Raw genomic sequence first — 15,792 nt, 5'->3', positions numbered from 1 at the left:
CGGCGCACAACGGCAGCCGGAAATCACAGAATGAGAGATGGGGGGCGGCGGGATCCGGCTGCCCGGACGGATATCGGGTCTGTCGGGGCTTGTCGTTGTGCGGATCCCGGTCAGGCGGTCAGGGTGAAGTCGTCCTGCCCGAGGGTCTGGTGGAGCGTTTCGGTGAGGCGGTCAGAGGCGATCTCCGCGTAGTGCCGGGTCTTCTCGACGCCGATGAAGTCGCGGCCCTCCAGGAGAGCGGCCACGCCGGTGGAGCCGGAGCCGCAGGTGAAGTCGAGGACGGTACCGCCCGGCGGGCAGATCTTCACCAGTTCACGCATCACCTCGACCGGCTTCTGCGTGATGTGCTGCCGGTTCTTGCCCGAGGGCTGCGAGGCCGAGTAGAGGCCCGGAAGGTAGACCGGGTTGCGGGAGCCGTCGATCGCGCCGTTGCTGGCCCACACGATGAACTCGCAGTTCTGCGTGAAGCGGCCCTTCTGCGGGCGAGCCTGCGGCTTGTGCCAGGCCAGGACACCGCGCCACAGCCAGCCGGCCGCCTGGATCGCGTCGGTGGTGATCGGCAGCTGCCGCCAGTCGGTGAACAGCAGCGCCGTCCCGCCCGGCTTCGTCAGCCGGTGGGCCTCGGTCATGATCTGGGTCAGCCAGAAGCCGTAGCTCCTTTGGTCCATGTTCTCGCCGGGGAAGTCCGCCAGCTCATGGCCGGCGTCGGCGGAGGTGTACTTCTGGCGGGCGGTGCGGGAGGTGCGTTCCTTCGCGGTCCGGCCGCCGGAGTTGTACGGCGGGTCGGTGATGACCGCGTCCACACAGTCGTCCGGGAGGCCGGCCAGGACGCCGAGCGCGTCACCGTGGTGCAGGGAAAAAGACAAAAAGGTACCCCGATTCGGGTCACGGAAAGAAAGGGAAATCCGGGCTCGCACGGAAAGAGGCGCTGCTGCGGCGAAAGCAGGCGCGGAAGACCGGCATGCCGAATGGGAGCAGCGGGCGAGCGGGGGAAGCCACACTGTAGGACACGATTCCCGGTTGACCCCCTCCAGGCGAGAAATTAGGTCAACCGGGAATCGGGACCTACAGTCTGACCACCGACCGGCCGATCCGCCGGACGGCCTTCCCTCTCCCTGCCCTTCTGGAGGCACAGCCTTGTCCTGACCCGCTCCCCGACGCCCCTGAGGACACCCCGACCGGCGAGAGGCAACTCGCCCCGCGGGCCCTACCTCCCAGGCTTCCCGATCGCCTCATCCCCGGCCCCACGCGCCCTTCTCACCTCGTACCAGCGCGGCCGGACTTCACCCGAAGGACCCCTCGTGACACAGCCGTACCCTCCCCTGCCCCGAACACCGCGTAGAGCCCTCGCCGCCTACGGAGGCGCTGTGGATTGAAGGGCATAGCCGCCGTCCTCGGCGTCGTCGTCCTCTCCCCGCTCCTCCTGGCCGGTGCAGCCGCCGCGGCGGCTGCCGCCAGCAGCTCGGCTTCGCGGCCTTCACAGTGCGCCGTCGACAGCGCGGTCGACGCCGACGCCGTCGCCCGGCAGGTCGCCGGCATTCTGGGCGGCGCCGGAGCGACCCCGGGCCTCCAGATCGAGGGCCTGGAGCTGCCCGGCGAGCAGATCCCACACGCCAGGACGATCGTCGCCACCGGGATCGCGATGAACGTTCCCGCGCGTGGCCAGGTCGTCGCGCTCGCAACCGCAATCCAGGAATCCCGTCTGCGCAACCTGCGTTACGGGGACCGCGATTCGCTCGGGTTGTTCCAGCAGCGGCCCAGCCAGGGCTGGGGCACCCCGGAGGAGATCCTCGACCCCGTCCACGCCTCCACCCGCTTCTACGAGGGCCTTCTCAAGGTCGCGGGCTGGCAGCAGATGACGCTCACCCAGGCCGCCCAGGCAGTCCAGCTCTCCGGCTTTCCCGACGCGTACGCGCAGTGGGAGCCGCTCGCCCGAGCCCTGCAGGAGGCGATCGTCAAAACCCTCCCCCAAGACGGAGGCGACGCGGGGGCTGAGGGCGGCACGGCGGGCGGCGGCTGCCGACCCGGGGAGGACGGATCGCAGTGGGGCGAAATCCCCCAGGGCGCCGTCCCGAACGGCTACAAGATCCCTGCCGACGCCTCCCCGAAGGCCCGCACCGCGATCGAGTGGGCCATGCACCAGCTCGGCACCCCGTATCAGTGGGGCGGCACCTGCACAGACGCCCACGGCCCCGATCCGATGGACCGCTGCGACTGCAGCTCCCTGATGCAGCAGGCGTACGCCCAGGCCGGCATCACCCTCACCCGCACCACGTACACGCAGGTCAAGGAGGGTGTCCCTATCCCGGCGAACGCGCTGAAGCCCGGTGACCTGCTCTTCACCCGCGGCACCGCCGCCGTCCCCGAGCACGTCGGGATGTACATGGGCGCAGGTCTCGTGATCAACGCCCCGCGCACCGGGCGTCCGGTGCGGATCGAGAAGGTCGCCGACTGGCAGATCCTCGCCGTCCGCCGCATCCCCGCTCTCAACTCCTAGCGCTCCCCGCCCGCTTCCCGGGCCACGGGCCGCTTCTCAGGGCGCCGCGCCCCATCCCCGCCGCCCGCCTTCCCCCTCTTCTCCCCTTCCCGCAGGGCCATCTGGCCTGCGTTCGCAAGGAGTTCAACCATCTCCACCCTCGCTTCCCTCTCGCATCTCACGGAACACGTCCTGTACCTGGCCTACGACCCCGGCGTCTCCCCGAAGGAGGGCGGCCTGCCGGGCCTGAACGTGCTGCGCAACGTGGTCAACAGCATCAACCTCTTCGGGATCATCGCCGTCGTCGGCGCGCTCGCCGTCTCCCTCGGTGTGTGGGCCTGGGGCCACCACACCGGCGGTCACCAGGCCGAAGCCAACGGAAAGAAGGGCGCACTCGTGAGCGCCGGCGCCGCACTCGGTCTCGGCGCCGCGAACGGGATCATCGCGTTCTTCTCCACGCTCGGCACCCAGGTCCGCTGATGGGCAAGCGCTCCCGTCCACGCGTCGGCGTCCTGACCTCGCACTGGTCGACCGGCCGACGCGTCGCCTTCCTCGCCGCCATCCTGGCCGTGCTGCTGGCAGGTGCGGGCTTCGCCGCCTACGTCACCACAGGCGGCGACCGGGGCTCCTCCCCCGCCGCCAAGCCGTCCACCAGCGGCTCGTCTGTCCGCCCGGGCTCCTCCGTCCCAACCTCAGGAGCGTCGACCGGAACGGTCTCCCCGCCGCCGCGGCTGTCCGATCCGCTCGCCTACGGCCGGGCCGCGGCGGTGATGCTCTGGTCCTACGACACCCGTGCCACCACCCGTGATCAGCAGCTCGCCGGCATGCACGCATGGATGACGGCCGAGACGAAGTACACCGACTGGACCTCGATCCAGGCCCAGGTACCTGACCCGCTCCTGTGGTCACGGATGCACGACCAGGCCCAGTACGCCACGGCGACCGTCTCCGCCGCGCACTTCCCCTCGGCGTTCAAGCAGGCCCTGGCGGAGGACCCGGCCGCGCTGACCAAGGCGTACATCTACGCGGTCACCGTCACCGGCAAGCAGACCCTCGCCTGGAAGGACGGCGGGGGCGGCGCCGAGGACCGCTCGGTCACCCTCGCCGTCCAGTGCCGGCCCAGCGCCGACTGCGCCCTGGTGGCCATCGCGCCGAACACCGCCCCCTGACCCGCTGAACAGATAGGAGGAGTCCGCCGTGGACTTCTGCGCTCTTCCCGTCGCGGGCAGCCTGTGCACCGCCGCCGACGCGATCGACTTCGCCTCCGACCCGGGCAAGGCGATCACCGAGGGCATCGGAAACTGGATCGCCAAGTCGTGCGGCGAACTCGCCGCCGCCGCAGCCGACCTGGCCGCCGAGGCCGTCAACACGACCACCAAGATCGACCTCGGCGCCGGGTGGTTCCGCGACAACTACGAGCGGCTGCTACCAATCGGGCTGACCATCCTCGTCGCCACCTTCTGCGCCCAGCTCGTCCGGGCCGCGATGAAGCGCGACGGGCAGGCCCTGGCCCAGGCGTTCACCGGCACCGTGTCCGGTGTGCTGTTCTGCTTCGCGGCCATCGCCCTGACCACAGTCGCGATCGAAGTCGTCGACGCCCTGTCCGACTCGCTGTTCGCGGCGGCCGGCACACCGATCGAGGACGCCGTCCGCCGCATGGTGAAGGTCTCGCAGATCGCCGCCATCTCCCCACTCGGCTGGCTGGTGGCCGCCCTCGCGGCCCTCGGCGCCGCCGTCGGCGCAGTCCTCTACTGGTGCGTCATGATGGTGAGGAAGGTGGGCATCCTCGTGCTCGTGACCCTGGCGGTCTTCGCGGGTGCCGGCGGCGGGTGGGAGGCCGCCCGCCGCTGGCGGCGCGGCTGGATCGAGGCAACGGCCACGTTGATCGTCTCCAAGCTCCTGATGACCGTGATCTTCCTCCTCGGCATCTCCGCCCTGGGCAAGACCGACGCGGACGGCGGAATCGCCGCGCTCGCCGACGTCATGGCCGGCATCGTCATCATGCTGCTGGTCATGCTCTGCCCGTACGCGACGTTCAAGTTCGTGCACTGGGCGGCGGAGTCCACCGACGGTGAGTCGCTGCACCGCTCCGGCGGCGCCGGAGCCCAGCTCGCCAAGCAGCACGCCGAGAACGCCACCCGCAAGGCGGCAGCCGCCGCAGCCACGGCGGGAACCGGCGGTGCCGCCGCCGGAGCCGGGGCGGCTTCGCCCCAGGGCCCGACCTCGGGACCCGGCGGGTTCCCCGGCGACATCGCCGCCAGCCCCTCCGGCGGCAGTGGCGGCACCGGAGCATCGCCGGCCATGGACAAGGTCCAGAGCGGCCTGGAGGAGTCGGTCCGCTCCATGCCGACCAGCCCGGCAGCCCAGGACTCGGGCGGCAACCCCTTCGGGGGTGGCGGCAACTCTCCCAGCGGCCCTGCCGCGGGTGCGACACCGCGCAGCACGCAGGACGGGGCGCCCCAGGGGGCCGGCGCCGTCGGCGCCGCGCAGGGCTCCGGGCCCGTCGCGGGTGGCAGTCCGTTTACGACGCCACCGTCCCCGACCGGTTCCTGACACCCCGATCCTGTCCACCGGCTCCTGGGGCGGGACACCACCTCCGTGTCCCGCCCCGGGGGGCCGCCGCCCTCGCCGTTGAAAGCCCCTGCCTTGTCTGACCTCACGATTACCCCTATGACGGTCAAGTTCCCGTCCAGGTCCCGGCGCGGGATCCTGCTCGGCCTCTCGCTGCCCCAGCTCGTCCTCACCTCCGCCGCCCTCGCCCTGCTCCTGGTCACCGTCGTGACCACCGGCCTGGCCGGCGCGCTGATCCTCACTCCGCTGTGGGCAGCGGTCGCCGCCCTCGTCGCCGTCCGCCGGCGCGGCCGGTCTCTGATCGACTGGGCACCGATCGTCGCCCGCTACGCGCAGCGCCGACGCACCGGGCAGACCCTGTGGCTCGCCCGTCCGGCCACCCGCCCCCGCGCCGAAGGAACCCTCCACCTGCCGGGAACGGCTGCCTCGATCAAGGTGGTCACCCCGGCCGACGGGCAAGCCGCTGCCCTGCACGACCCTCACCGGCAGACCCTGACCGCCGTCGCCCGGGTCACCAGCCGCGCCTTCGCCCTGCTGGACCCCGCCACGCAGAACTCCCACGTGAACGCGTGGGGCCGGGCGCTGGCCGGGATCGCCCGCACCGGACACGTCGCCACCGTCCAGGTCCTGGAGCGGACCGTCCCCGACTCCGGCGACACCCTCACCCGGCACTGGAACACCCACGGCCGGCCCGACACCCAGCTCGCAGGCCAGGTCTACAGCGACCTCGTCGCCTCCGCCGGCCCGGCAGCCGCCCCGCACGAGACCTACCTGGCCATCTCCCTCGACCTGAAGGCCGCCAAGCGCCTGATCAGCCAAGCCGGCGGCGGCCTGCCCGGCGCCTTCACCGTCCTCGGCCAGGCCACCTCCTCCCTCACCCAGGCAGCCCGCACCGCCGGACTGACCGTGAACGGCTGGCTGAACGCGCGGGAGATCGCCGCCGTCATCCGCACCGCCTACGACCCGAAGGCGCTCGCCGCCCTGCAGCAGTGGTCCGACACCGGCCGCGCCGAAGCCGACCCCGCCGCCGCCGGCCCCGTCGTCCAGGTCGAGGAACACGACCGGCTCATCACCGACACCGCCCGCCACGCCACCTACTGGGTCGAGAACTGGCCGCGCACCGAAGTCCTCGCCGGCTTCCTCCACCAGCTGCTCTTCACCGCCGGCGTGCGCCGGTCCTTCTCCCTCCTCTATGTCCCCCAGGGCTTCGAGTCCGCACTCCGCGACGTCCAGCGCACCAAGGCAACGATCATCGCCGACGCCAACGAACGCGCCCGCCGCGGACAGGTCGACTCCGAAGCCGACGTCGTCGAGTACGGCGACGTCAAGGAACGCGAACGACAGCTGATCGCCGGACACGCCGACGTCGCCATGACCGGCCTACTCACCGTCTCCGCCGACACCGACCAGGCCCTCGACGCCGCCTGCGCCCAGATCGAGACCGCCGCCGTCACCGCCCAGGTCGACCTGCGCCGCCTCGTCTACCAGCAGCCCGAGGCGTTCACCTTGGCCGCTCTCCCCCTCGCCCGCACCGCCCAGGAGAAGTAGGGCCCCCGCCGCCTGATCCGATCCAGGCTCCCGCAGAAAGACCCTTCCGCTCTTGGCCACCACCACCGCGACCGACCCCACCGACGCACACCCGTACCTGCGGGCCGCGACCGCCGGCATCCGCCACCACACCCGCGCCCTCACCGCTGGTACCCCCGCCGACCGACGGCACCTGGACAACCTGCACGAGCACGTCACCCGCCTGCACCTGCTGCTCGATCAGCTCGCCGAAGCCGTACGCCCCGAACACCCCGCAGCCGGACGGCACCTGGCCACCGCGCATCTCCGGCTGTGGCAGGCCACCGCCAGCCTGCACGACGCCTTCCACACCCTGCCGGCCGCTCCCGCCTGCACCCCCGACCGTCTCCCGGACGGCCCGCTCGTCCTCACCATCTGCCAGCGCCACCTCGCCTCCGGCCACGCCGTCCGCCGCAAGACCACCCCAGCCGACCACAGCACCGCCTGAACCGCCCCGCGCAGAATCGATCCGCCACCCATGTCCCGACACCGCCCCGGGCGCCGGGCTCGCCGCGCCTCCGCCAGCCCCCTGTTCACCCCGCACGGCACCGACCGCACCAGCCGCCGCGCCGCCCGCAAGCAGCTCGCCGAAGCCCGCGCCAAAGCTCAGGCCGCCGCCCTGGAAACTACCGGCACCACCGCGGCCGAAGCCGAGATGCCCGCGCCGCTCTACCCGCCCACCGGAAGACCCGGCCCCGCCTCCGGCCGCGGCAACCGCCTGCACCTGCCCGCCCACCGCATGACCACCGCCACCGCGTCCGGCGCCTACCCCTTCCTCGCCGAAGGCGGCCTCGGCGCCGAAGGCATCTACATCGGCCGCGACGTCCACGCAGAGGGCTCCTTCGTCTTCGATCCTTTCTCCCTGTACGGGCGCGTGGAGGGCTTCACCAACCCCAACGTCTTGTTGGCCGGGGTCATCGGGCAGGGCAAGAGCGCGCTCGCGAAGTCCTTCGCGCTCCGCTCGGTCGCCTTCGGCTACCGCGTGTACGTCCCCTGCGACCCGAAGGGCGAATGGACCCCTGTCGCCGCCGCGCTCGGCGGCACGTCGATCGCGCTCGGTCCGGGCCTGCCCGGCCGGCTCAACCCGCTCGATGCCGCCCCCCGACCCGCGTCCGTCCCGGAAGCGGACTGGGCCGGCGAGGTCCGCAAACGCCGTCTGCTCCTGCTCGGCTCCCTCGCCCGCACCGTCCTGGGCCGCGACCTGCTCCCCATGGAGCACACCGCCCTCGACATCGCCCTCGACGGCGTCGTCCGCGCCGCGACCGCCGCCGGCCGCGCCCCGCTCCTCGGCGACATCGCCCACACCCTCGCCCAGCCACAGCTCCTCGACGCCGCCGCCGGCACCGTCTCCGGCCACCTCGGCGACGCCGCCCGCGACCTCTCCCACGCTCTGCGCCGCCTCGTCCACGGCGACCTCGCCGGCATGTTCGACGCCCCCTCCACGGTGGCCTTCGACCCGGCCAGCCCGATGCTCTCCATCGACCTGTCCCGGCTCGGCGGCTCCGGCGACGACACCGCCCTCGTCCTCGCCATGACATGCGCCTCCGCGTGGATGGAGGCCGCGCTCACCGACCCCGACGGCGGCCGGCGCTGGATCGTCTACGACGAAGCCTGGCGCCTGATGCGCCACCCCGGCCTCCTCCAGCGCATGCAGGCTCAGTGGAAGCTGTCCCGCGGCCTCGGCATCGCCAACCTCATGGTCATCCACAGGCTCAGCGACCTGCTCACCGCCGGCGACGCCGGATCCCAGGGCCGAGCCCTCGCCGAGGGTCTCCTCGCCGACTGCTCCACCCGCATCATCTACCGCCAGGAAACCGACCAGATCCACGCCGCCGCCACCCTCCTCGGCCTGACCGCCGTCGAGACCGAGGCCATCTCCCACCTCACCCGCGGACGCGGCCTGTGGCGCGTGGCCGGCCGGAGCTTCGTCGTCCAGCACCTCCTCCACCCAACCGAGCAGGCGCTGTTCGACACCGACGCCCGCATGCACTGACACCTGACCTTCCAAGACCGTTCAACGACAGGACAGCACCATCGACATCCACCCGACCACCTCACTCCTCCCCCAGCTGGAAGAGGAAGAGCTGGAAGCCCTGGCCCTCGATATCCAGGAGAACGGCCTCCTCCATCCCATCGTCCTCGACTCACACGGGCGGCTCCTCGACGGACGCGCCCGTCTTGCCGCCTGCGAACGTGCGGGTGTTGAGGCGACCTTCGAGACCTACGAAGGCGGCATCCCCGCCGTCTACGTCCTGTCCGTGAACTTGCACCGCCGCCATCTCTCCAAGGGACAGGTCGCGATGATCACCGTGAAGGCCCGTTCCGAATCGGAACAAGGGGGCCGTTCCGAATCGGAACAGGGCGGCCGTTCCGATTCGGAACAGACTGCGCGAGCCCTCGGCAACCAGGTGGGAATCGCCGTCGCCTTCCTCGGCCGGGCAAGCACCGTCCTGCAGCACGCACCCAACCTTGTCGACGCAGTGATCAACGGCACCATGGGGCTCGACGAGGCATACAGCATCGCTCGGGAGAACAAGGAACGCGCGAACGGCGCTGAGGCTCAGCTCGCCCGGCTCCGCGCCGAAGACCCGCAGCTCGCCGACCGCGTCGTGGAAGGCGAGCTCACCATCCAGGGTGCTTGGGCGGAACGAAAGGCCCGGCAGGAGGAGGACCTGCGGCAGCGCCGTGTCGCCACCAACCTGCTCTGCGAAATCCTCCCCGCCCTTGCACAGATACGTGGCAGTCGCACCTTCGCGCAGTACGACCCCGAACTCGTCCCGCCCGGCCGTGCCGTCACCCGCGAGGTGATCGAGCACGCCGCAACCGCCCTCGCCGAAATGGCCGCTGTCTGGAAGGACCGCAACCTCCCGTGAAGTACTCCTCCGACCCCCACCTGCGCAAGCTCGCCCTCGAAGCCGCCCAGTACATAACCAACGACGTCGGCCGCATGCACAAGGAGGACCTGCTCGACGACCTGTGCGCCCGGATCCGCGAACGCGAAGACCTAGAAGCCGCGGTCGTCAGGAAGGCCGCCCAGGGCCTTGTGCGAGACCTCGGCGAGCGCCGCAGCCCCCGCCGCAACAAGAAGACCGGCGGGCTGTACCACCCCGACAGCATCATCAAGCTCGGCAACGGGATCTGGGTGTGGATGAAGCACACCACCCCGACGGACATGACGCAGTGGGGCCTGATCTCCTCCCGCAACACCGTCCGCACCATCACCGCCGCCGCGGACACCCAGCAGTACATCCACGAGCGCACCGACGCCTTCCGCTCCCACCCTGGATTCTCCAGCCTCCACCCACTGGAGGAGGCCGTCTTCCAGTACCAGCAGGACACCCTCGACGACGCCGACTGGGACGCCGATCACGAGGACCTGTAGACGCCGCCCCTGCCTCGTGGACCGACAGACCACGCCCCATCCCCGACCGGAGACCATGCCCCGGAACTCAATCCCCTTCGAGGTCTTCGCCTTTCAGATCGCAGCCCGCCTCCCTGGCGACTGGACGAGCGAATACCGTCTCCACGCCTCCTACGGCGAACAGTTCCCGATCACCGACCGCCTGTGGGACGCCGGACACGTCGACTGGGCCGTCAGCGACTACGTCCTCGGCCACGATGCGGTCCTCACCGGCCCAGCCGGTCAAGAGCTCTACATCAGAGAACGTCCGCTCCACCGCAACCAGTTCCTCGTCGCCGCGCTGGAGCCGCCCGGCTTCCTGCCGCATCACTTCCACGGTGTGCCCGAGCCGAACGGCATCGCGGTCACGGCCGATCCCGTACGGGCCGCCGCCGCGATCACCCGCCGACTCCTGCCCCGGTACGCCCGCGCCGTGGAGTCCGTACGCGAACAGGCCCGGCAGCGGCCCGACCCGCCGGCCCAGCGTCAGGCCCCGGCCGAGACCAGCGCCGTCACCCTCGTCCGCTACGAGGACGGACTGCTCGGCGCCCCGTACGGCAGCGTCCCCGCTGAGGCCCGCGACGCCCTGTACCTGTCCGGATTCCAGAGCGTTCCGGACCAGGGCGCCTTCCTCCTGCCGCACGAGTCCGGCCCCGTCGCCACAGCCGTGCGGATCCAGGTCCTCGCCAACCGGCTCGCCAAGCTCGGCATCGGCCTCAACTACCGGCACCCCGCCGCAGCACTGGGCACGACCGTGGTCACCACGGCCCCTGCTCTGAGCCGGACCGCGACAGGTACGGCCTTGCCCTCCCCTGCGGCTCACCCGCGGTCGCCCTTGCGGCTGCGGTAGCGCCCGGGCCTGCCCATCGCAGAAGGGAGCCTCCCTGCCCCACGAGCCCCGTCCCGCCGACCACAACCCCCAGACGGCCAGCCCGAGCAGCTCGTCTCCGGACAGCACCGTCCTGCGCGACGAACGCTTCCCCTACGGCAACCTGCTGCACGCCCTGAGCACCACCGTCAGCGCCAGCACCGACATACGAGAGACCGCCGCGGTACTGCACCAGCTCGTCGACGGCACCGATGGCCTGCTCACCCGGCTCGCCGAGCTCTTCGACGCCGCTGCCGACCGGGCCCGCGCATACGACCGAGACGACGGGGACGACGACGCCTTCTACCTGGCCAAGGACCTGGTCGACGCCGCCGCCCGGGTGCGGCGGCTCGGCGAGGACCTTCACGTCGCCCCCGAGCGCATGGCCGACCTCTGCCCGCTCCCGCCGTCGCGCCACCATCCGCCCGCGGCCCCTCCCCGCCCGCCGGCACCCATCGCGCCCCTGCCCGGGCGCACCCCGTAGCCACTTTGCCCCTGGAGCCTTCTTGGGATCCCCCGCCTTCATCGCCCGCCCCACCTCTGACGGATACGCCGGCGTGCACCTCCAGTTCGACAGCAGCCCGCCGAACATGCTCCCGCTGCTGCTGGCCGCCTACCAGTTCCGCTTCCGCCGGGACCTCGAAGCCCTCAGCCGCTACCTCGTGGACGACGTCGTCTTCGCCTGGGAAGAGATCGGGACCGACCTCCTCGACGGCTCACCGCCCGGCCTGCTCCAGCGGCTGACCGGCGGCGAGCAGTGGCCCAGCCGCGAGATGACCGGCGTCGTGAACCTCGACGGGACACCCGCCGAACGGGAGGTCATCACCCGGGACAACTCCGGCGGCCACCACTGGGGCTACATCCTCCACCCGGCCGGCATCGAAGTCATCAGCCGCCAGAACGCCCCTCGCGGTCCGGTCATCTCCTGGGACACCGAGCCCCGAACCCAGTTCAGCGAGGCGATGGCGCTGTGGATGCCCGACACGCCGCCGCCGATGTCCCTGCCCCGCGATCTGCCGAAGCTCACCCCCGCTCCCGCGCCACCCGCAGCGCCGCCACGGACCGCCACCCGCCCGCCGCGCCGCTGAACAACCGCCCCAAGGAGTCCTCCTGAAGCAGCACTTCACCTTCGGCCGCCACCCCGACCACGGGTTTGTCGCCGCCGCCACAGTCCACACACCGCCGCACCTGGCCCACTGGTACCTCACCGCCGAGCAGTTCGAGCCCGTCCCCGGCGCCCAGGGGCTGTACCGGCTGGCCAACCCGGAGTACGACGGCGTGCGCCGCACCCGGCAAGCCGTCCACGACCTGCGCCGGCACGGCTTCGACGTCCACGCCGACTACACCCTCGACCCCTCCCAGAGCGCCGGCCCGCCCCAGGTGCAGCCCCGGGCCGGGCTGGCGGAGCGCCGCTCTCGGATCGCGCAGGCCGCCGGAATCCGCTCCTCGCAGTACCGGCCGGCCGTCACCGCCCAGGCCGTGTCCGCGCCCCCACGGCCTCTGGCCTCGGCCCCTGTCTCGGGTCAGGGACGTGGCCGGTGACCCAGGAACCGATCATGATCGTCCGCGGCCGGGGAGGTGAGGTGGAGGCCGAGGGGTCGCTGGACGCCCTGGCCTCCGAACTGCTCGCGCGCGCGGGATTCGTCAGGCAGTACACCCTGCGCGGTACCTGGCACCGCCTCCCCTTCGACATGGGACGGGAGTGGGAGAACGAGCACGCCTCCCACGCCGCCGAGATGCTCCGCGCCGCCCGCTACCCCGTGCGCCTCGACCCCACCCTGTCCCCGGCGGCCGACGGCGCGGATGTCCCCCCGTCCATCGTGGCAGCGGCCCAGACCCTGAGGGACTGGGCCGCGAGCGGGGCTGACCTCAGTCAGCCGCACGAAGCCGGACGTACGCTCGCCGCCCTGGCCCAGGGCGGCGACAGTCTCCTGCGGCCCGCAGCCGACCTGCTTCTCGCCGTCGCCTCTGCCGTCTCCAGCCTCCCCGGCCCGGCACACGACCGCGATGCCCGGCGCCTGGCCGAACTCGGGGGCGTTCTGCGGGTCGTGGAGATCGACATCGACCGCATCGCCCTGCGCCTGCGCGCCGCACCCGACTTCCCCTCATCCGCAGGACGCAGGACGCAGGTCACCGCCGCGATGCCGGCGAAGCTGCAGAACCTCGTCCACCGGCTCAACCATGAGCGAACCCGTGAGTACGAGGCTCGTCTCCCCGCCCCGGCGTCGTCATCGGGTGAGCCGGGACGAAGCCGGTGACCGCCGCCGCTGCACCGCCTCCGGCCGGCACGGAGCTACGCCGCCGAGCCCGCGCCGAGACGCTTTCCTACCTCGCGGCCCTCGCGCTGCCGGACCCGGCCGAGTCTGTACGAGCCTGGACGCGGCATCTGGCGGGCGACCGATCCGCTGCCCAGGTCCACGTCATCCTCGACGCCCTGACGGGCACCGAGGCCAGCCCGCTCCTCGCCCTCCGAGGCGCTCTGCACACCACAGGGGAGTGGTGCCGCGAGCGCGGTCAGCCCGTGCTCGCCGAGCGGTACCTGCGTACCGGTGACCTCCTCGACATCGTCGACCGCCAGCTCTATCAGCTCGGCATCGACCACCTCACCGCCTTCCACACCGGGCACGCCCCGTCCGGTCGCCCTCACCGAGAGGACCTCTCCCCTGAACTCCCGTGAAGTCGCGGGCGCCGTCACTCAGATCACGCTGTTCACCAGCGACCGCGACGGCATCGTCGGCCTCATCGACGGCAGCAACTGGCGCTGGGCCCGCCACGCCCTGGAACTCTCCGGGTTCAAGAAGAACGACGCCGGCCACCTGGCCCTGCCGCTGACCGACCTCGCCTATGCCCGCGAGACCCTGCTCACCCTCCGCACCGTTGCCGAGCGGACCCTCGGCCTACGCCTGACGCCCAGCAGCGACCGGTACATCGGAGACTTCGCGCTCGACGTGACCGAGCACCTGCCCGGACGGTGGACCGCCCGGGTCGAGAACTACTCACTCCCCGTATGGCAGCAGGACCTCACCGCCTGCCTGTGGAGTTCCGGCCCCATCGCCCGGACCCTGGCCGACCACCGGGTGGCACAGGCGGCCATCCTGACGCGCGACGACGGAACCGAACTCGCCGTCGTCAAGGACCCCCACCTCGACGTCTACCACGTCGGCGCCCTCCAGCCCCGCCACATCCCCGGACCGACCACCGCCCCCACGCCGCCCGGCGTGACCGTACAACCAACCCCCTCCGTCGCCGCCCGCACCATCCGCATCGAACTCCTACCGGCCTACACCCGATCGGTCCTCCGAGCGCACGCCGCTGACCTGTCGGACGACCTCGCCTGGGCACGTGAGACCTACGAGGCCGGCACCATCCCCGACCCCGCGCCCGCGCACCTCGCCGACGCCTACGGACGGTTCAGCGCCGCCGCACCGATCGTCATCACGGCAATCCGTGAGCTGGGCGCGCTCAACGAGCACGAGGCGAAATTCCTCCAAGAGCTGGAGAGCATCGCCACGGCGCCGGCTCCGGGAACCGGACCGGTGCCCGTCTCAGCTCATCCCGACCCGCTGGGCTGGTGGCTCCTGGAAGGCGGCGACGGACTGGTCGACCTCGCGATGCGCACCGCCGGCAACGCCGCGCTCGCCACCGGCCAGGCACGCCGCGCCACCAGCCCCACACTCGCTCTGCCCTCCGCATCTGCCCCACCGGCGCCCCCAGCGAGGCACCGGTGACACGGCCTCTCACCAGCTGTGACGCTCTCGCCTCCACCGATGCCCGCACGGCACTCGACGCGCTGACGGCCTACGCCGAACGCTTCGCCGCCGTCGAGGCGCGCGCCGGAGAAGCGGTCAAGCGCGCCCGGGCGAGCACCGGCTGGCCCGAGTACGTCGCGATGGAGCGGCAGATCGTGGCAGAACAGCACCGCGAGCAGGAAGCGGAGTTCGTCGCCTTCCTGCCGTATGCGGAGCTTCTGATCGACCGCGCCCGTGCCGCGCTGGCGTTCCAGCCGCCTGCCCGGCACGTGGCCGGGTGGAGCCTGCTCGTGGACGACCTCGAAGCCGCCGCGGACCTGGTTCGCAGCCGACTCGCGGACGAGACGGACGTCGACCGGGCGACTGGCCGGCAGTGCCAGGTCACCTGGGCCCAGCGGGCAAGGTTCCTCCGGGACCTTGCGGTCCAGGAGGCCCCGCCGCCGTCCGGGCCCGAGCTGCCTGCCGCCGAGGAAGCGCGGTGGAACGCGCACGCCCACGATGTCCGGCGCCGCCACATGATGTACCTGTACGAGAGCCGGTATGACGCGGCCGGTCGGCAGCTCACCGTCGTCGGTGTCCCTGATCTGGACGAGCCCGTCGACGACTGCGCTCTCATCGTCGCCGGGGACGTCGACAGCGCCACGATGCGCGTCCTGGGCCGGTACGGCACCTACGACCAAGCCCTGGCCGCCCTGCCGCCCCCCGTCGAGCCCGGTGTGCTGCATCCGCGCGGGCGGTTCCCCCGCGGCACCGGGACACTGCCGGCGCTGGCCGACCTCATCGAGGACGTCGCCGGAGCCACGCAGAGTCAGACGGTCGCCGAGGTACTCGACCACGTCGTCAGCGACGGCGCCGGCCCCCGTCACCTCTCCCAGCTCTCCGACCTCCTGGCTGAGTGCGCCGACTTCGCGCTCGCCACCGAGACGGTCGCCGGCCGGGACCTGTCCGTACGGTTGCGCGGCCTCCTCGTCCAGACCGACGTCCTGGACCGCCAGCTCCGTCAGGCGCTCGTCGCCTTCGAGGAGACCATCGCCGTCCTGCCGCCGCACCGCACCCCGCAGCCCCGGCACATCAAACCCCCGCCCGCCGTCAGGGCCACCCCGCCGCCTCCGCCCGCCCAGGCCGCCCCGCCCCGCATCCCGCGCCGCCTCTGATTCCGGCG

Annotated in this window: 16 protein-coding genes and 1 pseudogene; 16 read left to right on the top strand and 1 reads right to left on the bottom strand. The window is 71.9% G+C overall.

The window, feature by feature from the left end; genetic code table 11:
* Window positions 1–110: 110 nt before the first annotated feature.
* A complete protein-coding gene (locus tag ACGF1Z_RS26935; RefSeq protein ID WP_393008246.1) occupies window positions 111–866 on the bottom strand; it encodes a DNA-methyltransferase in 756 nt (251 codons plus the stop codon).
* Between the two features lie 506 nt (window positions 867–1,372).
* On the opposite strand from ACGF1Z_RS26935, the gene ACGF1Z_RS26930 reads away from it, so the two are divergent.
* The 16 genes and pseudogenes from ACGF1Z_RS26930 (at window position 1,373) to ACGF1Z_RS26855 (ending at window position 15,784) form a co-directional block, all read left to right on the top strand.
* Window positions 1,373–2,497: a C40 family peptidase gene (locus tag ACGF1Z_RS26930; protein ID WP_393008244.1), complete on the top strand. Its 1,125-nt coding sequence runs from the start codon at window positions 1,373–1,375 to the stop codon at window positions 2,495–2,497.
* A 129-nt stretch (window positions 2,498–2,626) separates the two neighbouring features.
* On the top strand, window positions 2,627–2,956 hold the full coding sequence (locus tag ACGF1Z_RS26925) for a DUF6112 family protein (RefSeq protein ID WP_393008484.1): 330 nt from the start codon (window positions 2,627–2,629) through the stop codon (window positions 2,954–2,956).
* Complete coding sequence (locus ACGF1Z_RS26920; protein ID WP_393008242.1) at window positions 2,956–3,645, top strand: hypothetical protein; 690 nt, start codon at window positions 2,956–2,958, stop codon at window positions 3,643–3,645. Before ACGF1Z_RS26925 ends, ACGF1Z_RS26920 begins: the two co-directional genes overlap by 1 nt.
* Window positions 3,646–3,673: 28 nt before the next feature.
* The gene (locus ACGF1Z_RS26915; RefSeq protein WP_393008240.1) at window positions 3,674–5,029 is read left to right on the top strand and encodes an ATP-binding protein; all 1,356 of its coding nucleotides are present in this window, start codon (window positions 3,674–3,676) and stop codon (window positions 5,027–5,029) included.
* 117 nt (window positions 5,030–5,146) lie between these two features.
* On the top strand, window positions 5,147–6,595 hold the full coding sequence (locus ACGF1Z_RS26910; RefSeq protein WP_393008238.1) for an SCO6880 family protein: 1,449 nt from the start codon (window positions 5,147–5,149) through the stop codon (window positions 6,593–6,595).
* A gap of 52 nt (window positions 6,596–6,647) precedes the next feature.
* Window positions 6,648–7,061, top strand: a complete 414-nt coding sequence (locus ACGF1Z_RS26905; RefSeq protein WP_393008236.1) for a DUF6238 family protein — start codon at window positions 6,648–6,650, stop codon at window positions 7,059–7,061.
* Between the two features lie 30 nt (window positions 7,062–7,091).
* Window positions 7,092–8,606: a VirB4 family type IV secretion system protein gene (locus tag ACGF1Z_RS26900; protein WP_393008234.1), complete on the top strand. Its 1,515-nt coding sequence runs from the start codon at window positions 7,092–7,094 to the stop codon at window positions 8,604–8,606.
* Window positions 8,607–8,646: 40 nt separating this feature from the next.
* Window positions 8,647–8,808, top strand: a pseudogene (locus tag ACGF1Z_RS26895) (ParB N-terminal domain-containing protein); the annotation flags it as partial.
* Between the two features lie 63 nt (window positions 8,809–8,871).
* Window positions 8,872–9,486, top strand: coding sequence for a plasmid replication/partition related protein (locus ACGF1Z_RS26890; protein ID WP_393008232.1), 615 nt, complete (start codon window positions 8,872–8,874; stop codon window positions 9,484–9,486).
* Window positions 9,483–9,995, top strand: a complete 513-nt coding sequence (locus tag ACGF1Z_RS26885; protein ID WP_393008230.1) for a hypothetical protein — start codon at window positions 9,483–9,485, stop codon at window positions 9,993–9,995. The genes ACGF1Z_RS26890 and ACGF1Z_RS26885 overlap by 4 nt, the downstream gene beginning before the upstream one ends.
* Window positions 9,996–10,050: 55 nt before the next feature.
* A complete protein-coding gene (locus tag ACGF1Z_RS26880) occupies window positions 10,051–10,863 on the top strand; it encodes a hypothetical protein (RefSeq protein WP_393008228.1) in 813 nt (270 codons plus the stop codon).
* Window positions 10,864–11,387: 524 nt separating this feature from the next.
* Window positions 11,388–11,969, top strand: coding sequence for a hypothetical protein (locus ACGF1Z_RS26875; protein ID WP_393008226.1), 582 nt, complete (start codon window positions 11,388–11,390; stop codon window positions 11,967–11,969).
* Window positions 11,970–12,159: 190 nt separating this feature from the next.
* Window positions 12,160–12,423 carry a hypothetical protein gene (locus tag ACGF1Z_RS26870; protein WP_393008224.1) on the top strand — a complete coding sequence of 88 codons (264 nt, stop codon included), beginning with the start codon at window positions 12,160–12,162 and terminating at the stop codon, window positions 12,421–12,423.
* Window positions 12,420–13,139, top strand: coding sequence for a hypothetical protein (locus ACGF1Z_RS26865; protein WP_393008222.1), 720 nt, complete (start codon window positions 12,420–12,422; stop codon window positions 13,137–13,139). Before ACGF1Z_RS26870 ends, ACGF1Z_RS26865 begins: the two co-directional genes overlap by 4 nt.
* Window positions 13,140–13,430: 291 nt before the next feature.
* On the top strand, window positions 13,431–14,609 hold the full coding sequence (locus ACGF1Z_RS26860; RefSeq protein WP_393008220.1) for a hypothetical protein: 1,179 nt from the start codon (window positions 13,431–13,433) through the stop codon (window positions 14,607–14,609).
* Window positions 14,606–15,784: a hypothetical protein gene (locus ACGF1Z_RS26855; RefSeq protein WP_393008218.1), complete on the top strand. Its 1,179-nt coding sequence runs from the start codon at window positions 14,606–14,608 to the stop codon at window positions 15,782–15,784. The genes ACGF1Z_RS26860 and ACGF1Z_RS26855 overlap by 4 nt, the downstream gene beginning before the upstream one ends.
* The last annotated feature ends 8 nt before the right edge of the window (window positions 15,785–15,792 follow it).

This window comes from Streptomyces sp. NPDC048018, from assembly GCF_043202995.1.
Taxonomy (GTDB): domain Bacteria; phylum Actinomycetota; class Actinomycetes; order Streptomycetales; family Streptomycetaceae; genus Streptomyces.
The sequence above is the reverse complement of the archived record's forward strand: the minus strand, read 5'-3'. Positions and strand labels throughout refer to the sequence as shown.